Origin of the sequence: Streptomyces pacificus (assembly GCF_011766325.1) — a bacterium.
In the GTDB taxonomy this organism is placed as follows: domain Bacteria; phylum Actinomycetota; class Actinomycetes; order Streptomycetales; family Streptomycetaceae; genus Streptomyces; species Streptomyces pacificus.
The window spans coordinates 302,288-323,647 of the sequence record NZ_BLLG01000005.1 but is presented as its reverse complement, the minus strand read 5'-3'; the positions used below and the strand labels follow the sequence as shown (position 1 = coordinate 323,647).

At 74.0% G+C, this 21,360-nt stretch carries 13 protein-coding genes; 10 read left to right on the top strand and 3 right to left on the bottom strand.

What is annotated here, in order from left to right; translation table 11 throughout:
- Positions 1-194 precede the first annotated feature (194 nt).
- Positions 195-968 (bottom strand): SDR family NAD(P)-dependent oxidoreductase, encoded by a 774-nt coding sequence (locus tag SCWH03_RS11145; protein ID WP_173264012.1) that lies wholly within the window; start codon positions 966-968, stop codon positions 195-197.
- Positions 969-1,241: 273 nt separating this feature from the next.
- On the opposite strand from SCWH03_RS11145, the gene SCWH03_RS11140 reads away from it, so the two are divergent.
- Positions 1,242-2,132 carry a LysR family transcriptional regulator gene (locus SCWH03_RS11140; RefSeq protein WP_173264011.1) on the top strand — a complete coding sequence of 297 codons (891 nt, stop codon included), beginning with the start codon at positions 1,242-1,244 and terminating at the stop codon, positions 2,130-2,132.
- A gap of 126 nt (positions 2,133-2,258) precedes the next feature.
- On the opposite strand, the gene SCWH03_RS11135 is transcribed toward SCWH03_RS11140, so the two are convergent.
- Positions 2,259-2,582, bottom strand: a complete 324-nt coding sequence (locus tag SCWH03_RS11135; RefSeq protein WP_173264010.1) for a WhiB family transcriptional regulator — start codon at positions 2,580-2,582, stop codon at positions 2,259-2,261.
- A 403-nt stretch (positions 2,583-2,985) separates the two neighbouring features.
- On the opposite strand from SCWH03_RS11135, the gene SCWH03_RS11130 reads away from it, so the two are divergent.
- From SCWH03_RS11130 to SCWH03_RS11115, 4 genes are all read left to right on the top strand, one after another.
- Positions 2,986-3,597: a response regulator transcription factor gene (locus SCWH03_RS11130; RefSeq protein ID WP_003948568.1), complete on the top strand. Its 612-nt coding sequence runs from the start codon at positions 2,986-2,988 to the stop codon at positions 3,595-3,597.
- Between the two features lie 336 nt (positions 3,598-3,933).
- A complete protein-coding gene (locus SCWH03_RS11125; RefSeq protein ID WP_123188924.1) occupies positions 3,934-4,521 on the top strand; it encodes a sigma-70 family RNA polymerase sigma factor in 588 nt (195 codons plus the stop codon).
- Between the two features lie 150 nt (positions 4,522-4,671).
- A complete protein-coding gene (gene guaB, locus SCWH03_RS11120; RefSeq protein WP_173264009.1) occupies positions 4,672-6,174 on the top strand; it encodes an IMP dehydrogenase in 1,503 nt (500 codons plus the stop codon).
- 162 nt (positions 6,175-6,336) lie between these two features.
- On the top strand, positions 6,337-7,461 hold the full coding sequence (locus SCWH03_RS11115; protein WP_173264008.1) for a GuaB3 family IMP dehydrogenase-related protein: 1,125 nt from the start codon (positions 6,337-6,339) through the stop codon (positions 7,459-7,461).
- 142 nt (positions 7,462-7,603) lie between these two features.
- On the opposite strand, the gene SCWH03_RS11110 is transcribed toward SCWH03_RS11115, so the two are convergent.
- On the bottom strand, positions 7,604-8,845 hold the full coding sequence (locus SCWH03_RS11110) for a nucleotide sugar dehydrogenase (protein WP_173264007.1): 1,242 nt from the start codon (positions 8,843-8,845) through the stop codon (positions 7,604-7,606).
- A gap of 220 nt (positions 8,846-9,065) precedes the next feature.
- Here SCWH03_RS11110 and SCWH03_RS11105 point away from each other — a divergent pair, with 220 nt between their 5' ends.
- From SCWH03_RS11105 to SCWH03_RS11085, 5 genes are all read left to right on the top strand, one after another.
- On the top strand, positions 9,066-10,772 hold the full coding sequence (locus tag SCWH03_RS11105) for a glycerol-3-phosphate dehydrogenase/oxidase (protein WP_173264006.1): 1,707 nt from the start codon (positions 9,066-9,068) through the stop codon (positions 10,770-10,772).
- A 164-nt stretch (positions 10,773-10,936) separates the two neighbouring features.
- Positions 10,937-13,738, top strand: coding sequence for a serine/threonine protein kinase (locus tag SCWH03_RS11100; protein WP_173264005.1), 2,802 nt, complete (start codon positions 10,937-10,939; stop codon positions 13,736-13,738).
- 252 nt (positions 13,739-13,990) lie between these two features.
- Positions 13,991-17,248, top strand: coding sequence for a serine/threonine kinase C-terminal domain-containing protein (locus SCWH03_RS11095; RefSeq protein ID WP_173264004.1), 3,258 nt, complete (start codon positions 13,991-13,993; stop codon positions 17,246-17,248).
- 300 nt (positions 17,249-17,548) lie between these two features.
- Positions 17,549-19,177, top strand: coding sequence for a succinic semialdehyde dehydrogenase (locus tag SCWH03_RS11090; RefSeq protein WP_173264003.1), 1,629 nt, complete (start codon positions 17,549-17,551; stop codon positions 19,175-19,177).
- A gap of 81 nt (positions 19,178-19,258) precedes the next feature.
- The gene (locus tag SCWH03_RS11085) at positions 19,259-21,289 is read left to right on the top strand and encodes a GMC family oxidoreductase (RefSeq protein WP_254076686.1); all 2,031 of its coding nucleotides are present in this window, start codon (positions 19,259-19,261) and stop codon (positions 21,287-21,289) included.
- Positions 21,290-21,360 lie beyond the last annotated feature (71 nt).

The following is a 21,360-nucleotide window of genomic DNA, read 5'->3' as shown; positions in this document are numbered from 1 at the left end:
CTCGGTACCTGACCTACCAGGCCTACCAGGCCTACCAGGCCTACCGGACCGGGTCCCCGGGCCAGGGGCCTCGGGCGCCAGGGGCCGGTGGCTGTGTCCGCCGCGGACGGCCGGGCCGGCCGTGGGTGCTCCTGCCCCGCCGTCGGTGCTCGTCCTCCCGCCGTGCCGCCACGGCGGGAGGGGGTCCGGGGCGTCTACTTCGGCGCGTACTTGCGGCCGGCCCTGGAGCCGACCCCGCCCAGCAGACCGCGCGGCGCCAGCTTCACCACGCCCATCAGCGCCTTGTAGCGCGGATCCGGTACGGACAGCGTCCTGCCGCGCGCCAGATCGGCGAGCGCAGCCGACACCACCTTGTCGGCGTCCAGCCACATCCAGCCGGGAACGTTCTCCGTTCCCATTCCCGCCCGCTGGTGGAACTCGGTGCGCACGAAACCGGGGCACAGGGCCATCAGCCGCACTCCGGTGCCCGCCAGGTCCCGGGCCGCGCCCTGGGTGAACTGCACGACCCATGCCTTCGACGCGCCGTATGTGCCCCGCGGCACGAACGCGCCGACCGACGCCACGTTCACCACCCCGCCGCGACCCCGGTCGCGCATGGGTGCGGTGCCCGCGGCCGTCAGCCTCAGCACCGCCTCGCAGTGCACCTTCAGCATCCTCAGCTCGTCGGCCATGGAGACCTCGAGGAACCGCCCCTTGTTTCCGAAACCGGCGTTGTTGACGAGCAGGTCCACCGGCCGCCTGCTGTCGCCGAGCCGCTTCTCCACCGAGGAGATGCCGTCGTCCTCGGACAGATCGGCGGTCAGTACCTCCGCCTCGATGCCGTGCCGGTCGTGGAGTTCGGTGGCCTGCTCCTGAAGGCGCGCGGTGTTCCGGGCCACCAGGACCAGATCGTGGCCGTCGGCCGCGAGCCGCCGCGCGAAAGCGGCCCCGATACCCGCGGTCGAGCCCGTGATGAGTGCTGTCGTCATAGGCGGCACGTTAGTGCGCCGCGCGTATGCGCGCCGTTCGAGCCGGGCATGGTGCCGGACGCCGCCCGGCCCGGCGGGAGGAGGAACCGGGGCGGGACCGGAGTACGGTCCGCCGCAGCCCGCAGCCCGCAGCCCGCAGCCCGCAGCCCGCAGCCCGCAGCCCGCAGCCCGCAGCCCGCAGCCCGCAGCCCGCAGCCCGCAGCCCGCAGCCCGCAGCTCCAAGGTGCTTGTCGAATACTTCGCCGTGCCCCAAGGGTCCCTTATGATCGGGGGGTGATCGAACCCCGTCACCTCCGCGTTCTGCGCGCCGTGGCCGCCACCGGCTCCTTCTCCGCCGCGGCCCGTGAACTGGGCTGTACACAGCCCGCCGTCAGCCAGCAGATGAAGGCCCTCGAGGCGTCCACGGGCACCCCGCTCCTGGTCCGGACCGGCCGGGAGATGCGCCTCACCCAGGCCGGGGAGGCGCTGGTGCGTCATGCGGCGGGCATCCTGGCCGGGCTCACCGCAGCCGAGGAGGAGGTCGCGGCGATCGCGGGGCTGCGCGCCGGGCGGGTCCGGCTGGTGTCGTTCTCCAGCGGCAGCTCCACACTGGTGCCCACCGCCCTCGCGGCGCTGCGCGCCGCCCACCCGGGTACCCGCGTCTCCCTCGTCGAGGCCGAGCCGCCGCGCTCCGAGGAGATGCTGCGGGAGGGTGACTGCGATGTGGCGCTGGCGTTCCGGTACGGCACCGGAGGCACCGAGTGGGCGGACCTCGTGGTGCGGCCCCTGCTCAGCGACGGACTGACGGTGCTGGTGCCGGAGGGGCACCGCCTCGCGGACGCGGGTTCCGTCTCCATCGGGGAGCTGGCGGGCGAGTCGTGGATCGCCGGATGCCCGCGCTGCCGGCGCCAGCTGGTGGCGGTCTGCGAGGAGTCGGGGTTCACCCCCCGGATCGACTTCGCCACGGACGACTACCCCGCGGTGGTCGGACTCGTCGGCGCCGGTCTCGGTGTCGCGGTGCTGCCGGGGCTCGCGCTGGAGTCCGTCCTGCCCAAGGGGGCTCGGACGGTGGCGGTGGAGCCCCCCGTCCTGCGCGAGATCGTGGCGCTGACGCTGCCCGACCTGGCTCAGGTACCCGCCGTCGCTGCGACTCTGGACCAGCTGGTCACGGCCGCCGCCCGCTGAGCCGCGCCATGCCGTCCCCCGCGCCTGCCGCACCGGCGGTGGACGTCCCCGGCTGCGGGGCCGCGGTTCCGGTTGGCGGCCCGGACATTGCAGGAACGTTTCTTCTCAAGGGGTGACGGCCCGGGGTCAGCCGTGCGGCGTGCCGCCGGTGCCACCGGTCGGGATCAGCCGGTGCCGGGCCCGCCCCATGAGCTCCTCGCGCTCGTCCTCGGTGAGTCCGCCCCACACCCCGTACGGCTCCCGGACCGCCAGTGCGTGCGCCGCGCACTCCGCCCGTACCGGGCACCGCATGCAGACCTCCTTCGCCGAGTTCTCGCGCGCGCTCCGTGCGGCGCCGCGTTCCCCCTCCGGGTGAAAGAAGAGCGAGCTGTCCACCCCACGGCAGGCTGCGAGCAGCTGCCAGTCCCACAGATCGGCGTTCGGTCCGGGAAGGCGGGAGAAATCTGCCATGGCGCATGTCCCCTTGTGGCCGTGCTGAGTGGTTCTGATGTCGCCGTGCTGAGTGGTCCTGGACTTCGACCGTACATCTACGGTGTAAGTAGATGTAAATATGACTCATTGCGAATCTAGCCGCAGACACCAGCAAATGTGAAAAATTGCGGCCAAATGGGGCATAGATGCCGTCTGACGTGCGGCTGAGCTGTGTCGCGCTCCTCTGCTCACGGCCCGTGACGTAGAGTCCCGAAGGTGCCCGGCCCGCCCGTAACTCTTTCGAGTGACCGTCGTTGAGAGGGCGGAGGCGGTTGAGAGAACCAGCACTCGGGCACGAGTCCGGGGGCGTCAACCGCACAGGTGACGATACGTAACCAGCCTGGAGGCTCAAGGTGACGCGCATCAGCTGCGGAGGGCGGCCATGACATCCGTCCTCGTCTGCGACGACTCCCCGCTCGCCCGAGAGGCGCTCCGCCGCGCGGTGGCAACCGTGCCCGGCGTGGAGCGTGTGACGACCGCGGCCAACGGCGAGGAAGTCCTCCGCCGCTGGGGGGCCGATCGCTCGGATCTGATTCTGATGGACGTACGCATGCCCGGACTGGGCGGCGTCGAGACGGTCCGGCGACTCCTCTCCGCCGACCCCGGAGCCCGGATCATCATGCTCACCGTCGCCGAGGACCTGGACGGCGTGGCGCTGGCCGTCGCCGCCGGTGCCCGTGGATACCTGCACAAGGACGCCTCGCGCGCCGAGCTGCGGGCCACGGTCACCCAGGCCCTCGCCGACCCGACCTGGCGGCTCGCGCCGCGCAGGCTGCGCTCGGCCGAGATGGGCGCGGCGCCGACCCTCACCGCCCGGGAGATCCAGGTGCTCGAGGGCATGAGCCACGGCAGGTCCAATGCCGAGATCGGACGGGAGCTGTTCCTCTCCGAGGACACGGTGAAGACGCACGCCAGGCGGCTGTTCAAGAAGCTGGGTGCCTCGGACCGGGCGCACGCCGTCGCGCTCGGATTCCGCTGGGGCCTGGTCCGCTGAGCGGTGCCGGGCGAAGCCGGGACCCGTCCCGGCGGGCGGCACCGGAGGGGCGCGCGGCCGTCGTGCACGGGACGCGCGCCCGGGACCCCGCGGCAGGGCCTCCCGCGGCATCGCGAGTCCCGCCCGTCATGCGGTGGGCGGGGCGGCGGTCGGCGGCGGGCACACGTTTTCCGCGCGATGCCGCATCCTTGAGGTGTGGAGTTCCTCGGGGACGATTCGGTCGAGCGCAAGGGGAGGGCGCAGGAGATGAGTTCCGGCGCACCTGCTCATAACGCTTCGGTGCACAACTGCGGACGCGGTGCAACGGAGCAGCGGCAGCCAGGGCACCATGGACCGATGCGTGACGACGAGGCGGCGGCTGCCCCGGGGGCCATCGGTGCCCTCGTCCAGCGTGCCGTCGACGGCGACGACCAGGCCACGCACGATCTGCTGGCCCGGGTGCACCCCCTGGCCCTGCGGTACTGCCGCACCCGGCTGAGCCGGCTGCCGGGTGACGCCCGCCACTTCGTCGAGGACCTCGCGCAGGAGGTCTGCGTCGCGGTCCTCATGGCGCTGCCGCGCTACCGGGACACCGGGCGCCCCTTCGAGGCGTTCGTCTTCGCCATCGCGGCGCACAAGGTCGCCGATCTCCAGCGGGCGGCCATGCGGCACCCCGGCTCCACCGCGGTGCCGTCCGACGAGATGCCGGAACGGCCCGACGACTCCCTGGGGCCCGAGGAGCGTGCGCTGCTCAGCGACGACGCGGAGTGGGCCAAGAGGCTCCTCGCCAGCCTCCCGGAGAACCAGCGCGAGCTGCTGGTGCTGCGGGTCGCGGTCGGGCTCACCGCGGAGGAGACGGGGCAGATGCTCGGTATGTCGCCGGGCGCGGTCCGGGTCGCCCAGCACCGGGCCCTCAGCAGGCTGCGGGCGCTCGCCGAGCAGTAGCGTGGAGGGCGTCGGATGAACTCCGCGGGGGCCGCGTCCGTACGTACGAACGTACGAAGCCACTCGGTGATCTTGATCGTGGAACGTGGCGCCCCGGGATCCCGCTAGCATGGACATCCGCACCGATCAAGGCCATTTGGGGAAGGTGTCATGACTGCCTACGTCGACGGAGTGCCCGAGAAGTTCGCGACACTCGGGCTGACCTACGACGACGTGCTGCTCCTGCCCGGTGCGTCCGACATGGCGCCCGATCAGATCGACACCTCCTCGCACGTCTCGAAGAACGTGCGGGTGAACATCCCCCTGCTGTCCGCGGCCATGGACAAGGTGACCGAGTCCCGTATGGCCATCGCCATGGCCCGCCAGGGCGGCGTGGGCGTGCTGCACCGCAATCTGTCGATCGCCGACCAGGCCAACCAGGTCGACCTGGTGAAGCGCTCCGAGTCCGGCATGGTCACCGACCCGATCACGGTGCACCCCGACGCGACGCTCGCCGAGGCGGACGCGATCTGCGCCAAGTTCCGGATCAGCGGCGTCCCGGTCACCGACCCGGCCGGCAAGCTGCTCGGCATCGTCACCAACCGCGACATGGCCTTCGAGACGGACCGCACCCAGCGGGTGCGCGACGTCATGACCCCGATGCCGCTGGTGACCGGCAGGGTCGGCATCTCGGGTGTGGACGCGATGGAGCTGCTGCGGCGCCACAAGATCGAGAAGCTTCCGCTGGTCGACGACGCCGGCATCCTCAAGGGCCTCATCACCGTCAAGGACTTCGTGAAGGCGGAGAAGTACCCGAACGCCGCGAAGGACCGGGAGGGCCGGCTCGTCGTCGGTGCCGCCGTGGGTGTCGCCGGCGACGCCTACGAGCGCGCCCAGGCCCTTGTCGAGGCCGGTGCCGACTTCATCGTCGTCGACACCGCCCACGGCCACTCCAAGCTGGTCGGGGACATGGTCGCCAAGATCAAGTCCAATGCCCCCGTGGACGTCGTCGGCGGCAACGTCGCGACCCGCGACGGCGCCCGGGCGCTCATCGACGCGGGCGTGGACGGCATCAAGGTCGGCGTCGGCCCCGGCTCCATCTGCACCACCCGCGTCGTCGCCGGCATCGGCGTCCCGCAGGTCACCGCGATCTACGAGGCGTCCCTCGCGGCGAAGGAGGCGGGCGTCCCGGTCATCGGCGACGGCGGCCTCCAGTACAGCGGTGACATCGCCAAGGCGCTGGTCGCGGGCGCCGACACGGTGATGCTCGGCTCGCTCCTGGCCGGCTGCGAGGAGTCGCCGGGCGAACTGCTCTTCATCAACGGCAAGCAGTTCAAGTCGTACCGCGGCATGGGCTCGCTCGGCGCCATGCAGTCCCGCGGCGACCAGCGCTCCTTCTCCAAGGACCGCTACTTCCAGGAGGGCGTCGCCTCCGACGAGAAGCTCGTCCCCGAGGGCATCGAGGGGCAGGTGCCCTACCGCGGCCCGCTCTCCGCGGTCGTCCACCAGCTCGTGGGCGGTCTGCGCCAGTCGATGTTCTACGTCGGCGGCCGCACCGTGCCGCAGCTGCAGGACCGCGGCCGGTTCGTCCGGATCACCTCGGCGGGACTCAAGGAGAGCCACCCGCACGACATCCAGATGACGGTCGAAGCCCCGAACTACAGCAGGAAGTAGCGCGGGCCACGGCAGCAGACAGGGCCGACGGCCGCCGTCGGCGCTGCTTTCCGCCGCGGTGCGTGCTTGCGGCAGGGGCGGCTCCGGGGTTTGCCGGGGCCGCCCCCGCCTATGTGTCGGGGATACTGGTAGGCGCAGACGCAGAGGGAAAGGCCACACATCGTGACTGAGATCGAGATCGGGCGCGGCAAGCGCGGCCGCAGGGCGTACGCCTTCGACGACATCGCCGTCGTACCGAGCCGGCGCACCCGGGACCCGAAGGAGGTCTCGATCGCGTGGCAGATCGACGCCTACCGGTTCGAGCTGCCGTTCCTGGCCGCCCCCATGGACTCCGTCGTGTCGCCGCGGACCGCCATCCGCATCGGTGAGCTGGGCGGACTGGGCGTGCTGAACCTCGAGGGCCTGTGGACCCGGCACGCGGACCCGCAGCCGCTGCTCGACGAGATCGCCGAACTGCCCACCGAGCGCGCGACCCGCCGTCTGCAGGAGATCTACGCCGCCCCGATCAGGGAGGAGCTGATCGGGCAGCGCCTGAAGGAGGTGCGCGACTCCGGCGTCGTCACGGCCGCCGCCCTGTCGCCGCAGCGCACCGCGCAGTTCTCCAAGACGGTCGTCGACGCGGGGGTGGACATCTTCGTCATCCGCGGTACGACGGTCTCCGCCGAGCACGTCTCCGGCGCCGCCGAGCCGCTGAACCTCAAGCAGTTCATCTACGAACTCGACGTCCCCGTCATCGTCGGCGGCTGCGCCACGTACACGGCGGCGCTGCATCTGATGCGCACCGGCGCGGCGGGCGTCCTCGTCGGCTTCGGCGGCGGCGCCGCGCACACCACCCGCAACGTGCTGGGCATCCAGGTGCCCATGGCGACGGCAGTCGCCGACGTCGCCGCCGCCCGGCGCGACTACATGGACGAGTCCGGCGGCCGGTACGTCCATGTCATCGCCGACGGCGGTGTCGGCTGGTCCGGCGACCTCCCGAAGGCCGTCGCCTGCGGCGCGGACGCCGTGATGATGGGCTCCCCGCTGGCCCGTGCGACGGACGCGCCCGGCCGCGGTCACCACTGGGGCATGGAGGCGGTCCACGAGGACGTGCCCCGGGGCAAGCTCGTCGACCTGGGCATCGTCGGGACGACGGAGGAGATCCTCACCGGCCCGTCGCACTCCCCCGACGGCTCGATGAACTTCTTCGGCGCCCTCCGCCGCGCCATGGCGACGACGGGCTACAGCGAACTCAAGGAGTTCCAGCGCGTCGAGGTGACGGTGGCGGACTCCCAGCACAGGCGCTGACGGTCCGGCGCGGCGCGCCGCACGCGAGGGCCCGGCAGCCCGCTCCTCCGGGCCTGGGGCCCGAGGGGTCGGCCTGGTGTCCTCCCGTGCGCGGCCGGGCCGTGCGGGGCACGGGTGGTCCGAGGCCCGGGCCCCCGCTGGGTCACAGGCGGTGCGCCGCGCCCGCCGGACAGGCTCCCCTGGTGTCCAGGAAGATCTGGGCCTTGACGGCCAGACCCTGCAGATCGTACGTGCGGTGGTGCTGGAGCAGCACGGTGAGGTCGGCGGTGGCCGCGGCCTCGTAGAGGGAGTCGGCGCGGGGGACGGGACGGCCGTTCACCCGCCAGGCCGCCGCATAGGGGTCGTGATAGCCGACCGAGGCGCCCAGTTCCAGCAGGCGCCGCGCGATCTCGGGGGCGGGCGAGCCCTGCTGGTCGGCGAGGTCCGGCTTGTAGGTGATGCCGAGCAGCAGGATCCGGGCCGCGCGGGCCGACTTGCCGTGCTCGTTCAGCAGGGTCGCGCAGCGCTGGACGACATAACCCGGCATGCGTTCGTTGATCTGGCCCGCGAGTTCCACGAGCCGCAGGGAGCGGTGCGGCCCGACCGTGCCGACCGGGTGGCCGTGCCCGCCCGCCCCGGGGCCGGGACGGAAGGCCTGGAACCCGAACGGCTTGGTCTCCGCGCAGCGGATGACGTCCCAGAGGTCGACGCCGAGGTCGTGGCAGAGCACCGCCATCTCGTTGACCAGGGCGATGTTGACGTGCCGGAAGTTGGTCTCCAGGAGCTTGACGGCCTCTGCCTCGCGCGTTCCGCGGGCGCGGACCACCTTGTCGCTGATCCGGCCGTAGAAGGTGGCCGCCGACTCGGTGCAGGCCGGCGTCAGGCCGCCGATCACCTGCGGGGTGCTGGACCGGCCGTGGGCGCGGTTGCCGGGGTCCAGCCGGCTGGGCGCGTAGGCGAGATGGAAGTCGGCGCCCGCGCGCAGCCCCGACCCCTCCTCCAGGATGGGCCGCAGATAGTCCTCCGTGGTGCCCGGTTCGACCGGGGACTCGAGCAGCACGGTGGTGTGCGGGCGCAGCCGCGCGGCCAGCGCCCGGGCGGCCGCGCCGACGGCTGAGAGATCGAGCCTGCGGTCCGGTCCGAGGGGGGTGGGCGCGCAGATGACCGCGGTGCGCACCCGGCCCAGCTCGGCGGCATCGGTGGTGGGCCGGAAGCCCCCCGAGAGCATCCGGCGGATCTCCGGCGCGCTCAGGGAGCCGCTCACGGGCGGACGTCCCGCGGCGAGTTCGGCGGCGGGGCGGGGGTCGGGGTCGTAGCCGACGGTCCTGATGCCCGCGGCTGCCGCGGCCTGGGCGAGGGGCAGTCCGAGGTGGCCGAGTCCGATGACGGCGAGATCTGCGGGCATGGCGGTGGGCCGTCCTTCCCATTAGCCGAAGGGCACGTGACGCGCAAGTCCTGTGGACAGAACGAGCAGGGGCAATGTCAGACTAGGAGTAAATATGACCGTTATGCGGTATTGCGCCCCGCTGGTCGTCCGAGTGTTGTCCACAGGCGGTGGCTGAAGTCCGGGCGTGCGGACAGAATCGGGGGTGTGGGCCCGACCAGCGGGGGCGACGGGAGGCACCGTGAGGACAGCGACGATGGGACCGGCGCAGCGCGCCGAGGCTCTGGCCGCGATGGCGGAGCGCGAGCTGGACGTGCTGGTGGTCGGTGGCGGGGTGGTCGGTGCGGGTACCGCGCTGGACGCGGTGACGCGCGGGCTGGCCACCGGGATCGTCGAGGCGCGCGACTGGGCGTCGGGCACCTCCAGCAGATCCAGCAAGCTGATCCACGGCGGGCTGCGCTATCTGGAGATGCTGGACTTCGCGCTGGTGCGCGAGGCGCTCAAGGAGCGGGGACTGCTGCTGGAGCGCCTCGCCCCGCATCTGGTGAAGCCCGTGCCCTTCCTCTACCCCCTCCGGCACAAGGGCTGGGAGCGGGTCTACGCCGGAGCGGGCGTCGCGCTGTACGACGCGATGTCGGTGTCCTCGGGCCACGGCCGCGGCCTGCCGGTGCACCGCCATCTCACCCGCGGGCACGCCCTGCGGGCGGCCCCGTGCCTGCGGAGGGACGCCCTGGTCGGTGCACTGCAGTACTACGACGCCCAGATGGACGACGCCCGTTTTGTGGCGGGCCTGGTGCGCACGGCCGTCGCGTACGGCGCGCTGGCGGCCGGCCGGGCGCCCGTCGTCGGCTTCCTGCGCGAGGGGGAGCGGGTCGTCGGAGCCCGGGTCGAGGACGTCGAGACCGGCGGGGAGTACGAGATCAGGGCCAGGCAGGTGGTCAACGCCACGGGTGTGTGGACCGACGACACCCAGGGCCTGATCGGCGAGCGAGGGCAGTTCCACGTCCGGGCCTCCAAGGGCATCCACCTCGTGGTGCCCAAGGACCGGATCCACTCGGCCACCGGTCTGATCCTGCGCACCGAGAAGTCCGTCCTCTTCGTCATCCCGTGGGGCCGGCACTGGATCGTCGGCACCACGGACACCGAGTGGGACCTGGACAAGGCCCACCCGGCCGCCTCGAGCGCCGACATCGACTACCTGCTGGCGCGGGTGAACTCGGTGCTCGCCGTCCCGCTCACCCGCGACGACGTCGAGGGGGTGTACGCGGGGCTGCGCCCGCTGCTCGCCGGGGAGTCGGAGGCGACCAGCAAGCTCAGCCGCGAACACACGGTGGCGCATCCGGTGCCCGGTCTGGTCGTCGTGGCCGGCGGCAAGTACACGACGTACCGGGTGATGGCGAAGGACGCGGTGGACGAGGCCGTCCACGGGCTGGACCGCCGGGTCGCGGAGTGCGTCACGGAGGATGTGCCGCTGCTGGGTGCCGAGGGATACCGCGCCCTGTGGAACGCGAGGGCGGGGATCGCCGAGCGGGCGGGACTCCATGTCGCCCGGATCGAGCACCTGCTCAACCGGTACGGGTCCATGGCCGAGGAACTGCTGGAACTCGTCGCGGCCGACCCCGGCCTCGGCCGCCCGCTGACCGGCGCGGACGACTATCTGCGGGCCGAGATCGTCTACGCCGCCTCCCACGAGGACGCACGCCACCTCGACGACGTGCTCACCCGGCGGACCCGCATATCCATCGAGACGTTCGACCGGGGCACGCGCAGCGCACGGGAGTGTGCCGAGCTGATGGCCCCGGTGCTGGGCTGGGACAAGCGGCGGATCGCGAGGGAAGTGGAGCACTACGAGAAGCGGGTGGAGGCCGAGCGGGAATCGCAGCTGCAACCCGACGACCTGACGGCGGACGCGGCGCGGTTGGGCGCGCCGGACATCGTCCCGATCTAGGATCCTGCCGAATTGCCCTCTCCCCTAACCTTCCTGACGCCCGGTGGACCCGGGACTGCCACCGGTCCCGGAGTGAGAGAGAATGGGGGCTCTTCCAGGGCGGGTTACCGCATCGCGCGGGCGCGGCGGGCGCGGGCGAGGATCAGGGATCGCAGAGGGGACGCATGTCGGAGGCGAAGCGGGACACGGCACCAGAACCCCCTCGGGACACGCGGCGGGAGGGCGGACGTTCCACCGGCGCGGACAGCACGGCGAGTTCGGCCGGGGCAGGGGCCGGCCGCCCGGATGCGGGCTCCGGGTCCGGTGACGGCGGTTCGGACGCGACCGCCGACCGGGATGCGGCACCGGACAAGGCGGCGGGCCCGGGAGCGGACAAGGCGGCGGGCCCGGAGGCGGACAAGGCGGCGGGCCCGGGGGCGGAACACCCTCGCGACGTGCCGGGCGGGGCCGCTCGGCGAGGCGGCGGCGGTGCCGGGGCGGCCGGTGACTTTGCCGCGGGTGACGTGGAGCCCGGTGCGGGGGACGTGGAGCCGGGCGCGGGAAGCGCCCCGGTCCGGTCCGGCTCCGATGGCGCGAACGGGCCCGCGGACGGCGGCGGTACGCGTGCGACGCCCCCGGCCGGGCAGGCTGACCTGACGAAGGACGGTGCGTCACAGAGCGCGGGCGGGCGTCCGGAGCCAGGTCCCGGCGCCGCGGCCGGCTCGGGATCGGGGTCGGCGGGTGAGCGCGCGGACCCGGCGAGGCGTGCGCAGCGGGCGGCGGAGGAGCCGGGCAGCCGTCCGGCGGCCGGGGAAGGCACCTCGCGCGGCGGCACCTCCCCCGGCGGCGGTAAGGGCGCCGCCGGGGACTCCGCGTCCGGTCCTGCGGGGTCCGGTCCTGCGGGACCAGGCGGCGCGCGCGGGGCCGAGCGGGGTCCCGCCGGGAAGGCGGCGGGCCAGGAGACTTCCGGGCGGGACGGGGTGAAGACGGCCGCCGAGGGTCCCGGTCCGTCCGGGGGGCCGCGTGCCGCGCAGGCCGCGGCGGACCCGGCGCACCGCGCACCGACCGCCCAGGGGCGGCTGCTGGCCGGCCGCTACCGGCTCGGCGGGGTGCTCGGGCGCGGTGGCATGGGCACCGTCTGGCGCGCCGACGACGAGACCCTCGGCCGCACGGTCGCCGTGAAGGAGCTGCGCTTCCCCAACAGCATCGACGAGGACGAGAAACGACGTCTGATCACCCGCACGCTGCGCGAGGCGAAGGCCATCGCCCGGATCCGGAACACCGGGGCCGTGACGGTCTACGACGTCGTCGACGAGGACGACCGCCCGTGGATCGTGATGGAACTCATCGAGGGCAAGTCCCTCGCGGAGGCCATTCGCGAGGACGGCGTCCTGACGCCCCGGCGGGCGGCCGAGGTCGGTCTCGCCGTCCTGGACGTCCTGCGCTCCGCGCACCGGGAAGGCATCCTGCACCGCGACGTGAAGCCGTCCAACGTGCTCATCTCGTCCGACGGCCGGGTGGTGCTCACCGACTTCGGCATCGCCCAGGTCGAGGGCGACCCGTCGATCACCTCCACCGGCATGCTCGTGGGCGCGCCCTCGTATATCTCGCCGGAGCGCGCCCGGGGACACAAACCCGGTCCGGCCGCCGACCTCTGGTCGCTGGGCGGGCTGCTGTACGCGAGCGTGGAGGGCTGCCCCCCGTACGACAAGGGTTCGGCCATCGCGACGCTGACCGCCGTGATGACCGAGCCGCTCGATCCGCCGAAGAACGCCGGGCCGCTCGAGGAGGTCGTCTACGGCCTGCTCGTGAAGGACCCGGCACAGCGGCTCGACGACGCGGGCGCCCGCGCGCTGCTGCGGAGCGTGATCGACGCCCCGGAGCAGCCGGTGGGGTCGGCGGCCCCACCGGAGGCGACCCGGGTCGTCCCCCTGCCCCCCGTCGCGCCGGAGCCGACCGCAGCCGCCGGGGAGCGGGCCGGGGAGGCCGCGGACACGGCGGCCGACCGGGTCCGCGGAGCACTGCGCTCGGTGCGGAACGCGGCGAAGACCGAGACCGGGCAGCCGGCGGACCGGGGAGGCGCCCCCGGCCCCTCGGCAACGGCCACGCCCGCGGCCGCCCGGACGTCCCCCGCGCGTGCGTCGCTCACCGATGTCGTGCCGCGGCGCGGGCTGGTGGTCGTCGCGGTGGTCGCCGTGCTCGCGGTGCTGTCGGCCGTGCTCGTCGTCGCGCTGGGCGGGGACGGAGACGGGAGCGGGCAGAGCAGCCCGAAGAACGACAGCGCCTCCGCCGGGGCCGCCGCGGGCGGCGACGCCCACCGTGAGGGCGGCGAGGGCGACAGCGAGGGGAGCGGCGCCGGCAACGGCGAGGGCCGGGCCGCGGACGAGGCCGGCGGGGACAGCGGGGACAGCGGAGGCGAAGGAGACAGCGGAGGCGAAGGAGACGGCGGGGACAGCGGAGGCGGCGCGGGCGCGAGCACGGCGCAGCCGTCGGCCGGCGCGGACTCCGGAGCACCCGCCGGCGGCGCGCTGCCCACCGGGTACGCGAGGGTGTCCAGCGACCAGTTCCACTTCACCATCGCCATGCCGGAGTCCTTCCGCCGCACGGGCACCGCGGGCGTCAACTCGGGTGCGATCTTCAGCGCGGACGGCGGTTTCCCGCGCGTCCAGGTCGACTTCACCGACAGCCCCAAGGACGACGCGGCGGCGGCCTGGAACGCCGCGCGGCCCGCGGTGAGCGGCAGCAGTGACGGCTACCGGCATCTCGGTATCAAGGCCGTCGAGTACAAGGACTATCCGACGGTCGCCGACTGGGGCTTCGAGCGCAACCAGTCCGGTGAGCGGGTCCGGGTGCTCAACCGCGGCTTCAAGGTCGACGCCGGCCGCGGTTACTCGATCATGATCAGCTGTGCGGCGGACGAGTGGGAGGACGCGGAGTGCCGCACGCTCCGGGACACGGCCTTCGCCACGTTCGCCCCCAAGGGCTGAGAGGTTCGGCCCCAAGGGCCGGGCAGGCCACGTATCGTGAGGGGTCGTGGACCGGGCACAGGCGCAAGAGGCCGGTAGCCGACCGGAATTGACGGCTTCGCGCGGTTCACGGGACCGGGGGCGCGGCTCTGGCGACCAGGGCCGCGCACACGACCGACCAGGGCACCGGTCCGGGACCCGCGGCGGGAAGGCCCCGCCGCCGGGCCACGGGGAGTACCGGGCCGGGAAAGCTGCACACTGGTGGGAGGCGCCGTGGACGACTACGCGGGAAGGGTGCTGGCCGACCGCTACCGGCTTCCCCTGCCGCCCTCCGACGCGTACGAACTCGTCGAGACACGCGCTTTCGACACCTACAGCGGGCAGGAAGTGCTGGTCCGGCAGGTCCCGTTGCCGGAGGTCGTCGACGCCGAGGTGCTGGACGAGCAGGGCGGCACCAGCCTGTCCGCACCGCGCAGGGCCGGGGGCCGCACCACGCGCCGGCCGACCGATCCGGCGGTGCGGCGGGCCGTCGAGGCCGCCCAGGCCGCCGCGCAGATCCCCGACCATCCGCGGCTCGACCAGGTCTTCGACGTCTTCGCCGAGGACGGGTCGCTGTGGATAGTGAGCGAGCTGGTCACCGCGCGGCCGCTCGCCGCACTGCTCGCGGAGAGGCCGCTGAATCCCTACCGGGCGGCGGAGATAGGCGCGGACGTGCTCACGGCGCTGCGCGTCCTCCACGCGCACGGATGGACCCACCGCAACATCACCGTCCGCACGGTCCTCGTGTGCGACGACGGCCGGGTGGTGCTGACCGGGCTCGCGTCGGGCGCCGCGGAGGAGGCCCTCTGCGGCTATGCGCCGGTCCCGGACCCCGAGTCGGGGGTGGAGGAGGCCGAGGCGGTGGATCCGCCGCACGGGACGCCTTCCGGCCCTCCCCGCGAGCCCCGTCAAGGGTCGTACGGGCCTTTCCACGGGTCGTCGGACCCGCCGTCGCACGAGCCGTCGTCCGGGCCCCCCAGCGGGCGGTCATACGGGCCGTCGCACGGCCCGTCGTACGGGCCGCGACACGAGGGGGCGTATCCGCCGCCGCGTTCGCAGGGGCAGGCTCCGGAGGGCCACGGCGGACAGGAGCGCCAGGGCCCGGCAGCCCCCGCGGCGGAGCCCCACCGGACCCCACCCCCTCACGAGCGGCGGCCCGCGCCCGCGCCCGCGTCCCCGCCGGAGCCGGCGGCCGGATCGGACCTTCCCGGCCGGGGCGCCGCGGACCGGTATGTTCCGCCCCCCTACGGCCCCGGGTTCGGCGGCGGCCAGGGCGACGCACGTGCCGCGCGGGCCGGTGCCATCGCCGCCTACCGGGCGGGGGCCCGCGCCGCCGCGCGGCTCAGCGAGGAGAACCGGCAGGGACAGGACCGAGGCGAGGGCGGGCAGGGCGGGGCCTCCACCGCGGCCGCGGAGTCCGGCGCGGGCGGCCGGGGGGCCGTCCTCCCCGGCGGCGTCTCCCCGCGCGGCCTTCCCGGCGGCGGTGGCTCCGGTCCCCCGGGTGACCGCCCCGGCGGCGGCGACCCGGGCTGCTCCGGCCAGGGTCCGGGGACCGACGACCGCACCGGTGGGTACGCCCCGGGTGGCCGCGGCGGCCGGAGTACCCAGCCGGCCGGTGGCGGGGCGGACGCCATCGGGCGCCTGCACCATCCCGGCGTGAGGGATGAGCCGGACGACCGGGATGCGCCGGAAGGCTCCCGGACGCCACCCGGAGCCTTTGTGCCCCCGTCCGGCCCGGGTTTCGCCCTGCCCGCCCCCCGCGCCGCGCTGCCCGCCCCCCGGTGGTGGTCCCGGCCCGCTGACGCCCCGGACGCCGAGGGGCCCGATGCCGCGGACGGCTGCCGCGACCAGGGAGACCACCGTGACCGGGGTGCCCCGGGCGGCGCCACCGGCCGGGACGGCGGACCGCACCGGGAGCCGCCCGGCGGTCCCCGGCAGGCCCGGCTCGCCGGTGTCTGGCGCGACGGGTCCGGCCCCGCCTCGGACGGTCCGGCCGCCGCCACGGCCGGTGGCGGCGCGGTCCCGTACGGGGGCAGTGCCCGCGATGCACTGCGCGCCGACGCCCGGCGGGGGGCGGACGCATACGCCGGTGCCCTGCCCGTCCCGCGCGGCGGCCGCTGGGACGAGGTCGTCGCGGCCGGTGTGCCCCCGGCTGCCTACCGCGGCCCCACCACGCCCCTCGCCGCCGAGCGCGCCCGGCAGGCCCGGATCGCCGTCGTCGGCGCGGTCACCGAGCGCTGGGCACCCGAGCAGGCCGGCCCGGTCCACGAGAACTGGCAACTGGCTCCGCCTATCGGGCCGGCCACCGACCTGTGGGCGCTCGGCGCCCTGCTCTACCGCGCGGTGCAGGGCCACGCCCCTTACCCGGAGGAGAATGCGGCCGAGCTGGTGCAGCTGGTCTGCGCCGAGCCGCCGGCGTTCGCGGAGGAGTGCGGTCCGCTGCGTCCGGTCGTGGAGTCGCTGCTGCGCCAGGACCCGACCGAACGACCGGACTTCGAGGAGCTGCGGGGCTGGCTGCGGTCGCTCGTCCGCTCGGCCCCGGAGCCCGAAGCGGGCACCGGGGTGGTACCGCTGCCCTCCGTCGACGGCACCCGCCTCCCCGTCGTACGGCGCAGAGGGGAACTGGTCCGCAGGCGCGGCGGCGGCTCGACCGCACTCCGCGGCCGGCACCGCCACAAGAAGGCCAGGGACTCCAGAGAGCCAAGAGAGCCGAGGGAGCCGAGGGAGCCGAGGGAGCCGAGGGAGCCAAGAGGGCCCGGAGAGCGGCCGCGGCGCAGCCCGCGCTCGCTGGGCCGGACCCTCCTCGTCCTGATCCTGCTCGCCCTGGCCGCCGCCGTCGCCTACGCGATGCTGTTCATGCCGAAGGCCGGCTCCGGCTCCGGGCCCGCGTCCTCCTCCGCGCCGGTCTCGTCCTCGTCCGCGCCGGCCTCGTCCTCGTCCCGGGTGCCCGACCGGCCGGGCGGTCCCGGCAGTGCGGCCGGCAGCGACCCGTCACCGGACGGGACACGGCCGCAGACCTCGGCGCCCGCCGTGGACCTCGCCGAGGGCTATGCCGTACGGGTGGACCCCGAGGGCTTCCGCATCGGCGTCGACAAGTCCTGGCAGCGCAGGCCCGTGAACGACAGCGGACAGGTCCGCTACCTCGGCGGGGACTTCACGCTCATCGTCGTCCCCGGCCGCGACTCCGTCGAGGAGAACGGCTCGGATCCGATGGCGTACCAGCGGGACAAGGAGCGCGAACTCCAGCCCTTCCGCGAGTCCTCCTGGTCCACCGCATCCGGACTGCGCCGGATCGACGTGGGCAGACAGGCCATGGCGGAGGGCCAGTTCACCTGGCAGGACAGCACCGGACGCGAGGTGTACGTACGCAATCTCGCCATGATCGTCGGCGGCAGGTACCACGTGCTGCAGGTGATCGGGCCCGAGGGCCAGCGCGACAAGGTCACCGAGATCTACCAGCAGGCCACGACCGCGTACCACGCTGCGGGTTGACGGGCCGTTCGCAGGAGTGCGCGGCCGTTCGGGCCACTGCCCGGGACGAGGGGGGACGGCCGTGGCCCGCCCGCGAGGCCCTTCCCGGCGCCGAGCGCGCGCGAGCCCGGATCGCCCCGGGAGGCCGCGGCCGGGAGGGAGAGCGTCTGAACCGGAAGGGCGGCCCTGGAGCGGCGCGGCCTGCCGCAAGCCCCTGATCGGTGCTGATCTGCCAGCGATCACTGGCGCGATGTGCGGGCGCGGCGAAAAGCCGTTACTCGCGGGTACCCAAAGTCTTGACTGCGGCATACCCTCGCCCCCATGACGGACTCGCAGGCTCCCGCCCTCCCGCACGCCGGTGCCCTCGGAACCAACCCCGTCGCCGCCGCCCCGGCCGGTGCGCGCACCGCCGTCGACGTGGTCACACCCGAGGTGGTCGCCCGGCTCACCCGGGGCGTCGTCGGCTCCGCCCGCACCGCCAACCACACGCCGTTCACCGGGGAGGAGCTGGCGGACCTGCCCGAGTCCACCCCGGAGGACGTGGCCGAGGCCTTCGCCCGCGCCCGGGCCGCCCAGCCGCTCTGGGCCGCGGCCTCCCCGCGCGCCCGGGCCGGGGTGCTGCTGCGTTTCCACGACCTGGTCCTGGAACGCCAGGCCGAGGTGCTCGACCTCATCCAGCTGGAGACGGGCAAGGCCAGGCTGCACGCCCACGAGGAGGTCCTGGCCGTCGCCGTCGCCGCCCGCCACTACGGCCGGAAGGCGCCCTCGTATCTGAGGCCCAGACGGCACACCGGCGTGGTCCCCGTCCTCACCAAGACCACCGAACTGCGCCAGCCGCGGGGAGTCGTGGGTCAGATAGCCCCCTGGAACTACCCGCTGGAGCTGTCGGTCGGCGACGCCCTGCCCGCCTTCGCCTCCGGCAACGCCGTCGTGATGAAACCCGACACCGAGACCGCGCTGACCGCACTCTGGGCCCGCGACCTGCTCATCGAGGCCGGGCTCCCGGCGGGCGTCTTCCAGGTGGTCCTCGGCGACGGCCCGGTCGTCGGCCCGGAGGTCGTACGGCACGCCGACTACGTCTCGTTCACGGGCTCCACCCGCACCGGCCGCGAGGTCGCCCGGGGCGCCGCGGCCCGCCTCGTCGGGGTCTCCCTCGAACTCGGCGGGAAGAACGCCATGCTGGTTCTGCACGACGCCGACGTCGACAGGGCCGCGGCCGGCGCCGTGCGGGCCTGCTTCGCCTCCGCCGGGCAGCTCTGCATCTCCATCGAGCGGCTGTATGTGCACGAGTCGATCGCCGACGCGTTCGTGGAGCGCTTCGCCGCCCGGACCAAGGCCATGCGGCTGGGCAGCGCCCTCGCCTACGGCGCCGACATGGGTTCCCTGGTGGGCGAGCGCCAGCTGGAGACGGTGCGGCGGCACGTGGACGAGGCCGTCGCCAAGGGCGCCACCCTCGTCGCGGGAGGTGTCCACCGCACCGATGTCGGCCCGCTGTTCTACGAGCCGACGATCCTGGACGGGGTGGCGGCGCCGATGTCCGTCTGCACCGAGGAGACCTTCGGACCGGTCGTCTCCCTCTACCGGTTCACGGACGAGGACGACGCCGTGGAGCAGGCCAACGCCACACCGTACGGGCTCAACTCCAGCGTCTGGACCAGGGACGGCAAGCGCGGCCACGCGGTCGCCGCCCGGCTGCGCACCGGCACCGTCAACATCAACGAGGGATATGCCCCCGCCTACGGCAGCGTGCAGTCGCCGATGGGCGGTATGAAGGACTCCGGCCTGAGCCGGCGGCACGGCGCCGAGGGCATTCTCAAGTACACCGAGGCCCAGACCGTGGCACAGCAGCGGCTGATCCCGCTCGCCCCGTCCTTCGGCATGGACGACGAGAAGTACGCGGCGGTCATGAACACGTCCCTGAAGGTGATGAAGGCCCTGCGGCTGCGCTAGGCACCCCGGTGCTCGGCACCCGGCGTCCGGCACCCCGGCGTCCGGCACTCAGCACCCCCGCACGTTCTCACGAGGAGAGCCATGTCCGAGGACTTCCCAGCCCGGAAGCCGGGTGACCGGGGCGAGAGCGCCCCGGATGCGGCGTACGGCCGAAAGCGGGAGGCCGGCGGCGAACGCGGACGCGAGGCCGCCGTCGGCCGCCGGCGTGACCGCGAGGCCCCCCGACGCGGCGACCGCGGCAGCGACCGCCCGTACGGCAGCGCCCGCAGCGACGGCGACCACGGCGGCGGCGGCGAGGACGGCGGCGGCGAGGACGGTGGCGGCGGCGACCGCGCGTACGACTACGACGTCGTCGTGGTCGGCTCGGGCTTCGGCGGCTCGGTCAGCGCACTCCGCCTCACCGAGAAGGGCTACCGCGTCGGCGTCCTGGAGGCCGGCCGCCGCTTCACCCGGGAGACTCTCCCGAAGAACTCCTGGGACCTGCGCAACTACCTCTGGGCCCCGGCACTCGGCCTCTTCGGCATCCAGCGCATCCATCTGCTGGGCAAGGTGATGGTCCTCGCCGGAGCGGGAGTCGGCGGCGGCTCCCTGAACTACGCCAACACCCTCTATGTGCCGCCCGCGCCGTTCTTCGACGACCCGCAGTGGAGGGACATCACCAACTGGCAGGAGGAACTTCGGCCCTACTACGACCAGGCCAAGCGCATGCTGGGGGTACGGCTCAACCCGACCACGACCCCCTCGGACGTCCATCTGAGGGCCACCGCGCAGGCGATGGGCGTCGGCGACACCTTCCATATGGCCCCGGTCGGCGTCTTCTTCGGCGACGGCCGGGACGCCGTCGGCGAGCACGGCACCGGTGCGGCGAGGGCCGAGCCGGGGGCCGAGGTCCCCGACCCGTACTTCGGCGGGGCCGGCCCCTCGCGCCGCGCCTGCACCGAGTGCGGGGAGTGCATGACGGGCTGCCGCCACGGTGCCAAGAACACGCTCAACGAGAACTACCTCCACCTCGCCGAGAGGGCGGGAGCCGTCATCCACCCCATGACGTCGGTGGTCTCCGTCCGCGAGGACGCCCGGGGCGGCTTCGCGGTCGGGACCGTGCCCAGCCGCAACCGGCGCGGGGGCGCCGGCCGTACGTTCACGGCCCGCCGGGTCGTCATCGCCGCCGGCACCTACGGCACCCAGACCCTGCTGCACCGGATGAAGGACGACGGGCTGCTGCCGCGGATATCCGCCCGGCTCGGCGAGCTGACCCGTACCAACTCCGAGGCCATCGTCGGCGCCCAGACCGACGACCGGCGCTACCGCAGGCGCCACGGCAAGGACAGGGTGGACTTCACCCGGGGCGTCGCGATCACGTCCTCGATCCATCCGGACGCCAGCACCCATATCGAGCCGGTCCGCTACGGCAAGGGCTCCAACGCGATGGGCGCGATGACCGTCCTCCAGGTCCCGTACAGCTCGCGGCGCGTCCCGGCCTGGCTCGCCGCATGCGCCCGCCACCCGTGGCGCACCGTCCGGGCCCTCTCCAACCGCCGCTGGTCGGAGCGGACCATCATCGGCCTGGTGATGCAGTCCCTGGACAACTCGCTGACGACCTACCGCAAGCCCGGCGGCCTCGGCAAGGGCCTGCTGACCGCGCGTCAGGGGCATGGAGCCCCCAACCCCGGCCAGATCCCCGAGGCCACCCGTGCCGCGAGGCTCCTGGCGGAGGAGATCAACGGCTTCGCCGGATCCAACATCGGCGAACTGGTCGGCACCCCGCTCACCGCCCACTTCCTCGGTGGCTGCGCCATCGGGGCCTCGGCGGAGACCGGCGTCATCGACCCGTACCACCGCCTGTACGGGCACCCGGGTATATCGGTCGTCGACGGGGCCGCGGTATCCGCCAACCTCGGCGTCAACCCGTCCCTGACGATCACCGCCCAGGCGGAGCGCGCGATGTCCTTCTGGCCCAACAAGGGCGCGCGGGACCCCCGCCCCGAACAGGGCGCGGCCTATGAACGCCTGGCCCCGGTCGCGCCCCGTGACCCGGCCGTCCCCCCCGGTGCCTTCGGGGCCCTGAACCTCCCCTTCCTCGGCGTGCCGGCAGTCCCGCCGAAGTCCCCTTGACCCGCCCCTGGACAGACGGGAGGCGCTGCACCCCCCTCCGAGTGCAGCGCCTCTCCTGCCGCCGCCGGCGC

Bases quoted from the DNA above. Each gene is read 5' to 3' on its own strand.
- SCWH03_RS11110 (WP_173264007.1), bottom strand. From the start codon at position 8,845: ATGCCCGCAGATCTCGCCGTCATCGGACTCGGCCACCTCGGACTGCCC.
- SCWH03_RS11100 (WP_173264005.1), top strand. From the start codon at position 10,937: ATGTCGGAGGCGAAGCGGGACACGGCACCAGAACCCCCTCGGGACACG.
- SCWH03_RS11090 (WP_173264003.1), top strand. From the start codon at position 17,549: ATGACGGACTCGCAGGCTCCCGCCCTCCCGCACGCCGGTGCCCTCGGA.
- SCWH03_RS11130 (WP_003948568.1), top strand. From the start codon at position 2,986: ATGACATCCGTCCTCGTCTGCGACGACTCCCCGCTCGCCCGAGAGGCG.
- guaB (WP_173264009.1), top strand. From the start codon at position 4,672: ATGACTGCCTACGTCGACGGAGTGCCCGAGAAGTTCGCGACACTCGGG.
- SCWH03_RS11145 (WP_173264012.1), bottom strand. From the start codon at position 968: ATGACGACAGCACTCATCACGGGCTCGACCGCGGGTATCGGGGCCGCT.
- SCWH03_RS11135 (WP_173264010.1), bottom strand. From the start codon at position 2,582: ATGGCAGATTTCTCCCGCCTTCCCGGACCGAACGCCGATCTGTGGGAC.
- SCWH03_RS11125 (WP_123188924.1), top strand. From the start codon at position 3,934: ATGCGTGACGACGAGGCGGCGGCTGCCCCGGGGGCCATCGGTGCCCTC.
- SCWH03_RS11085 (WP_254076686.1), top strand. From the start codon at position 19,259: ATGTCCGAGGACTTCCCAGCCCGGAAGCCGGGTGACCGGGGCGAGAGC.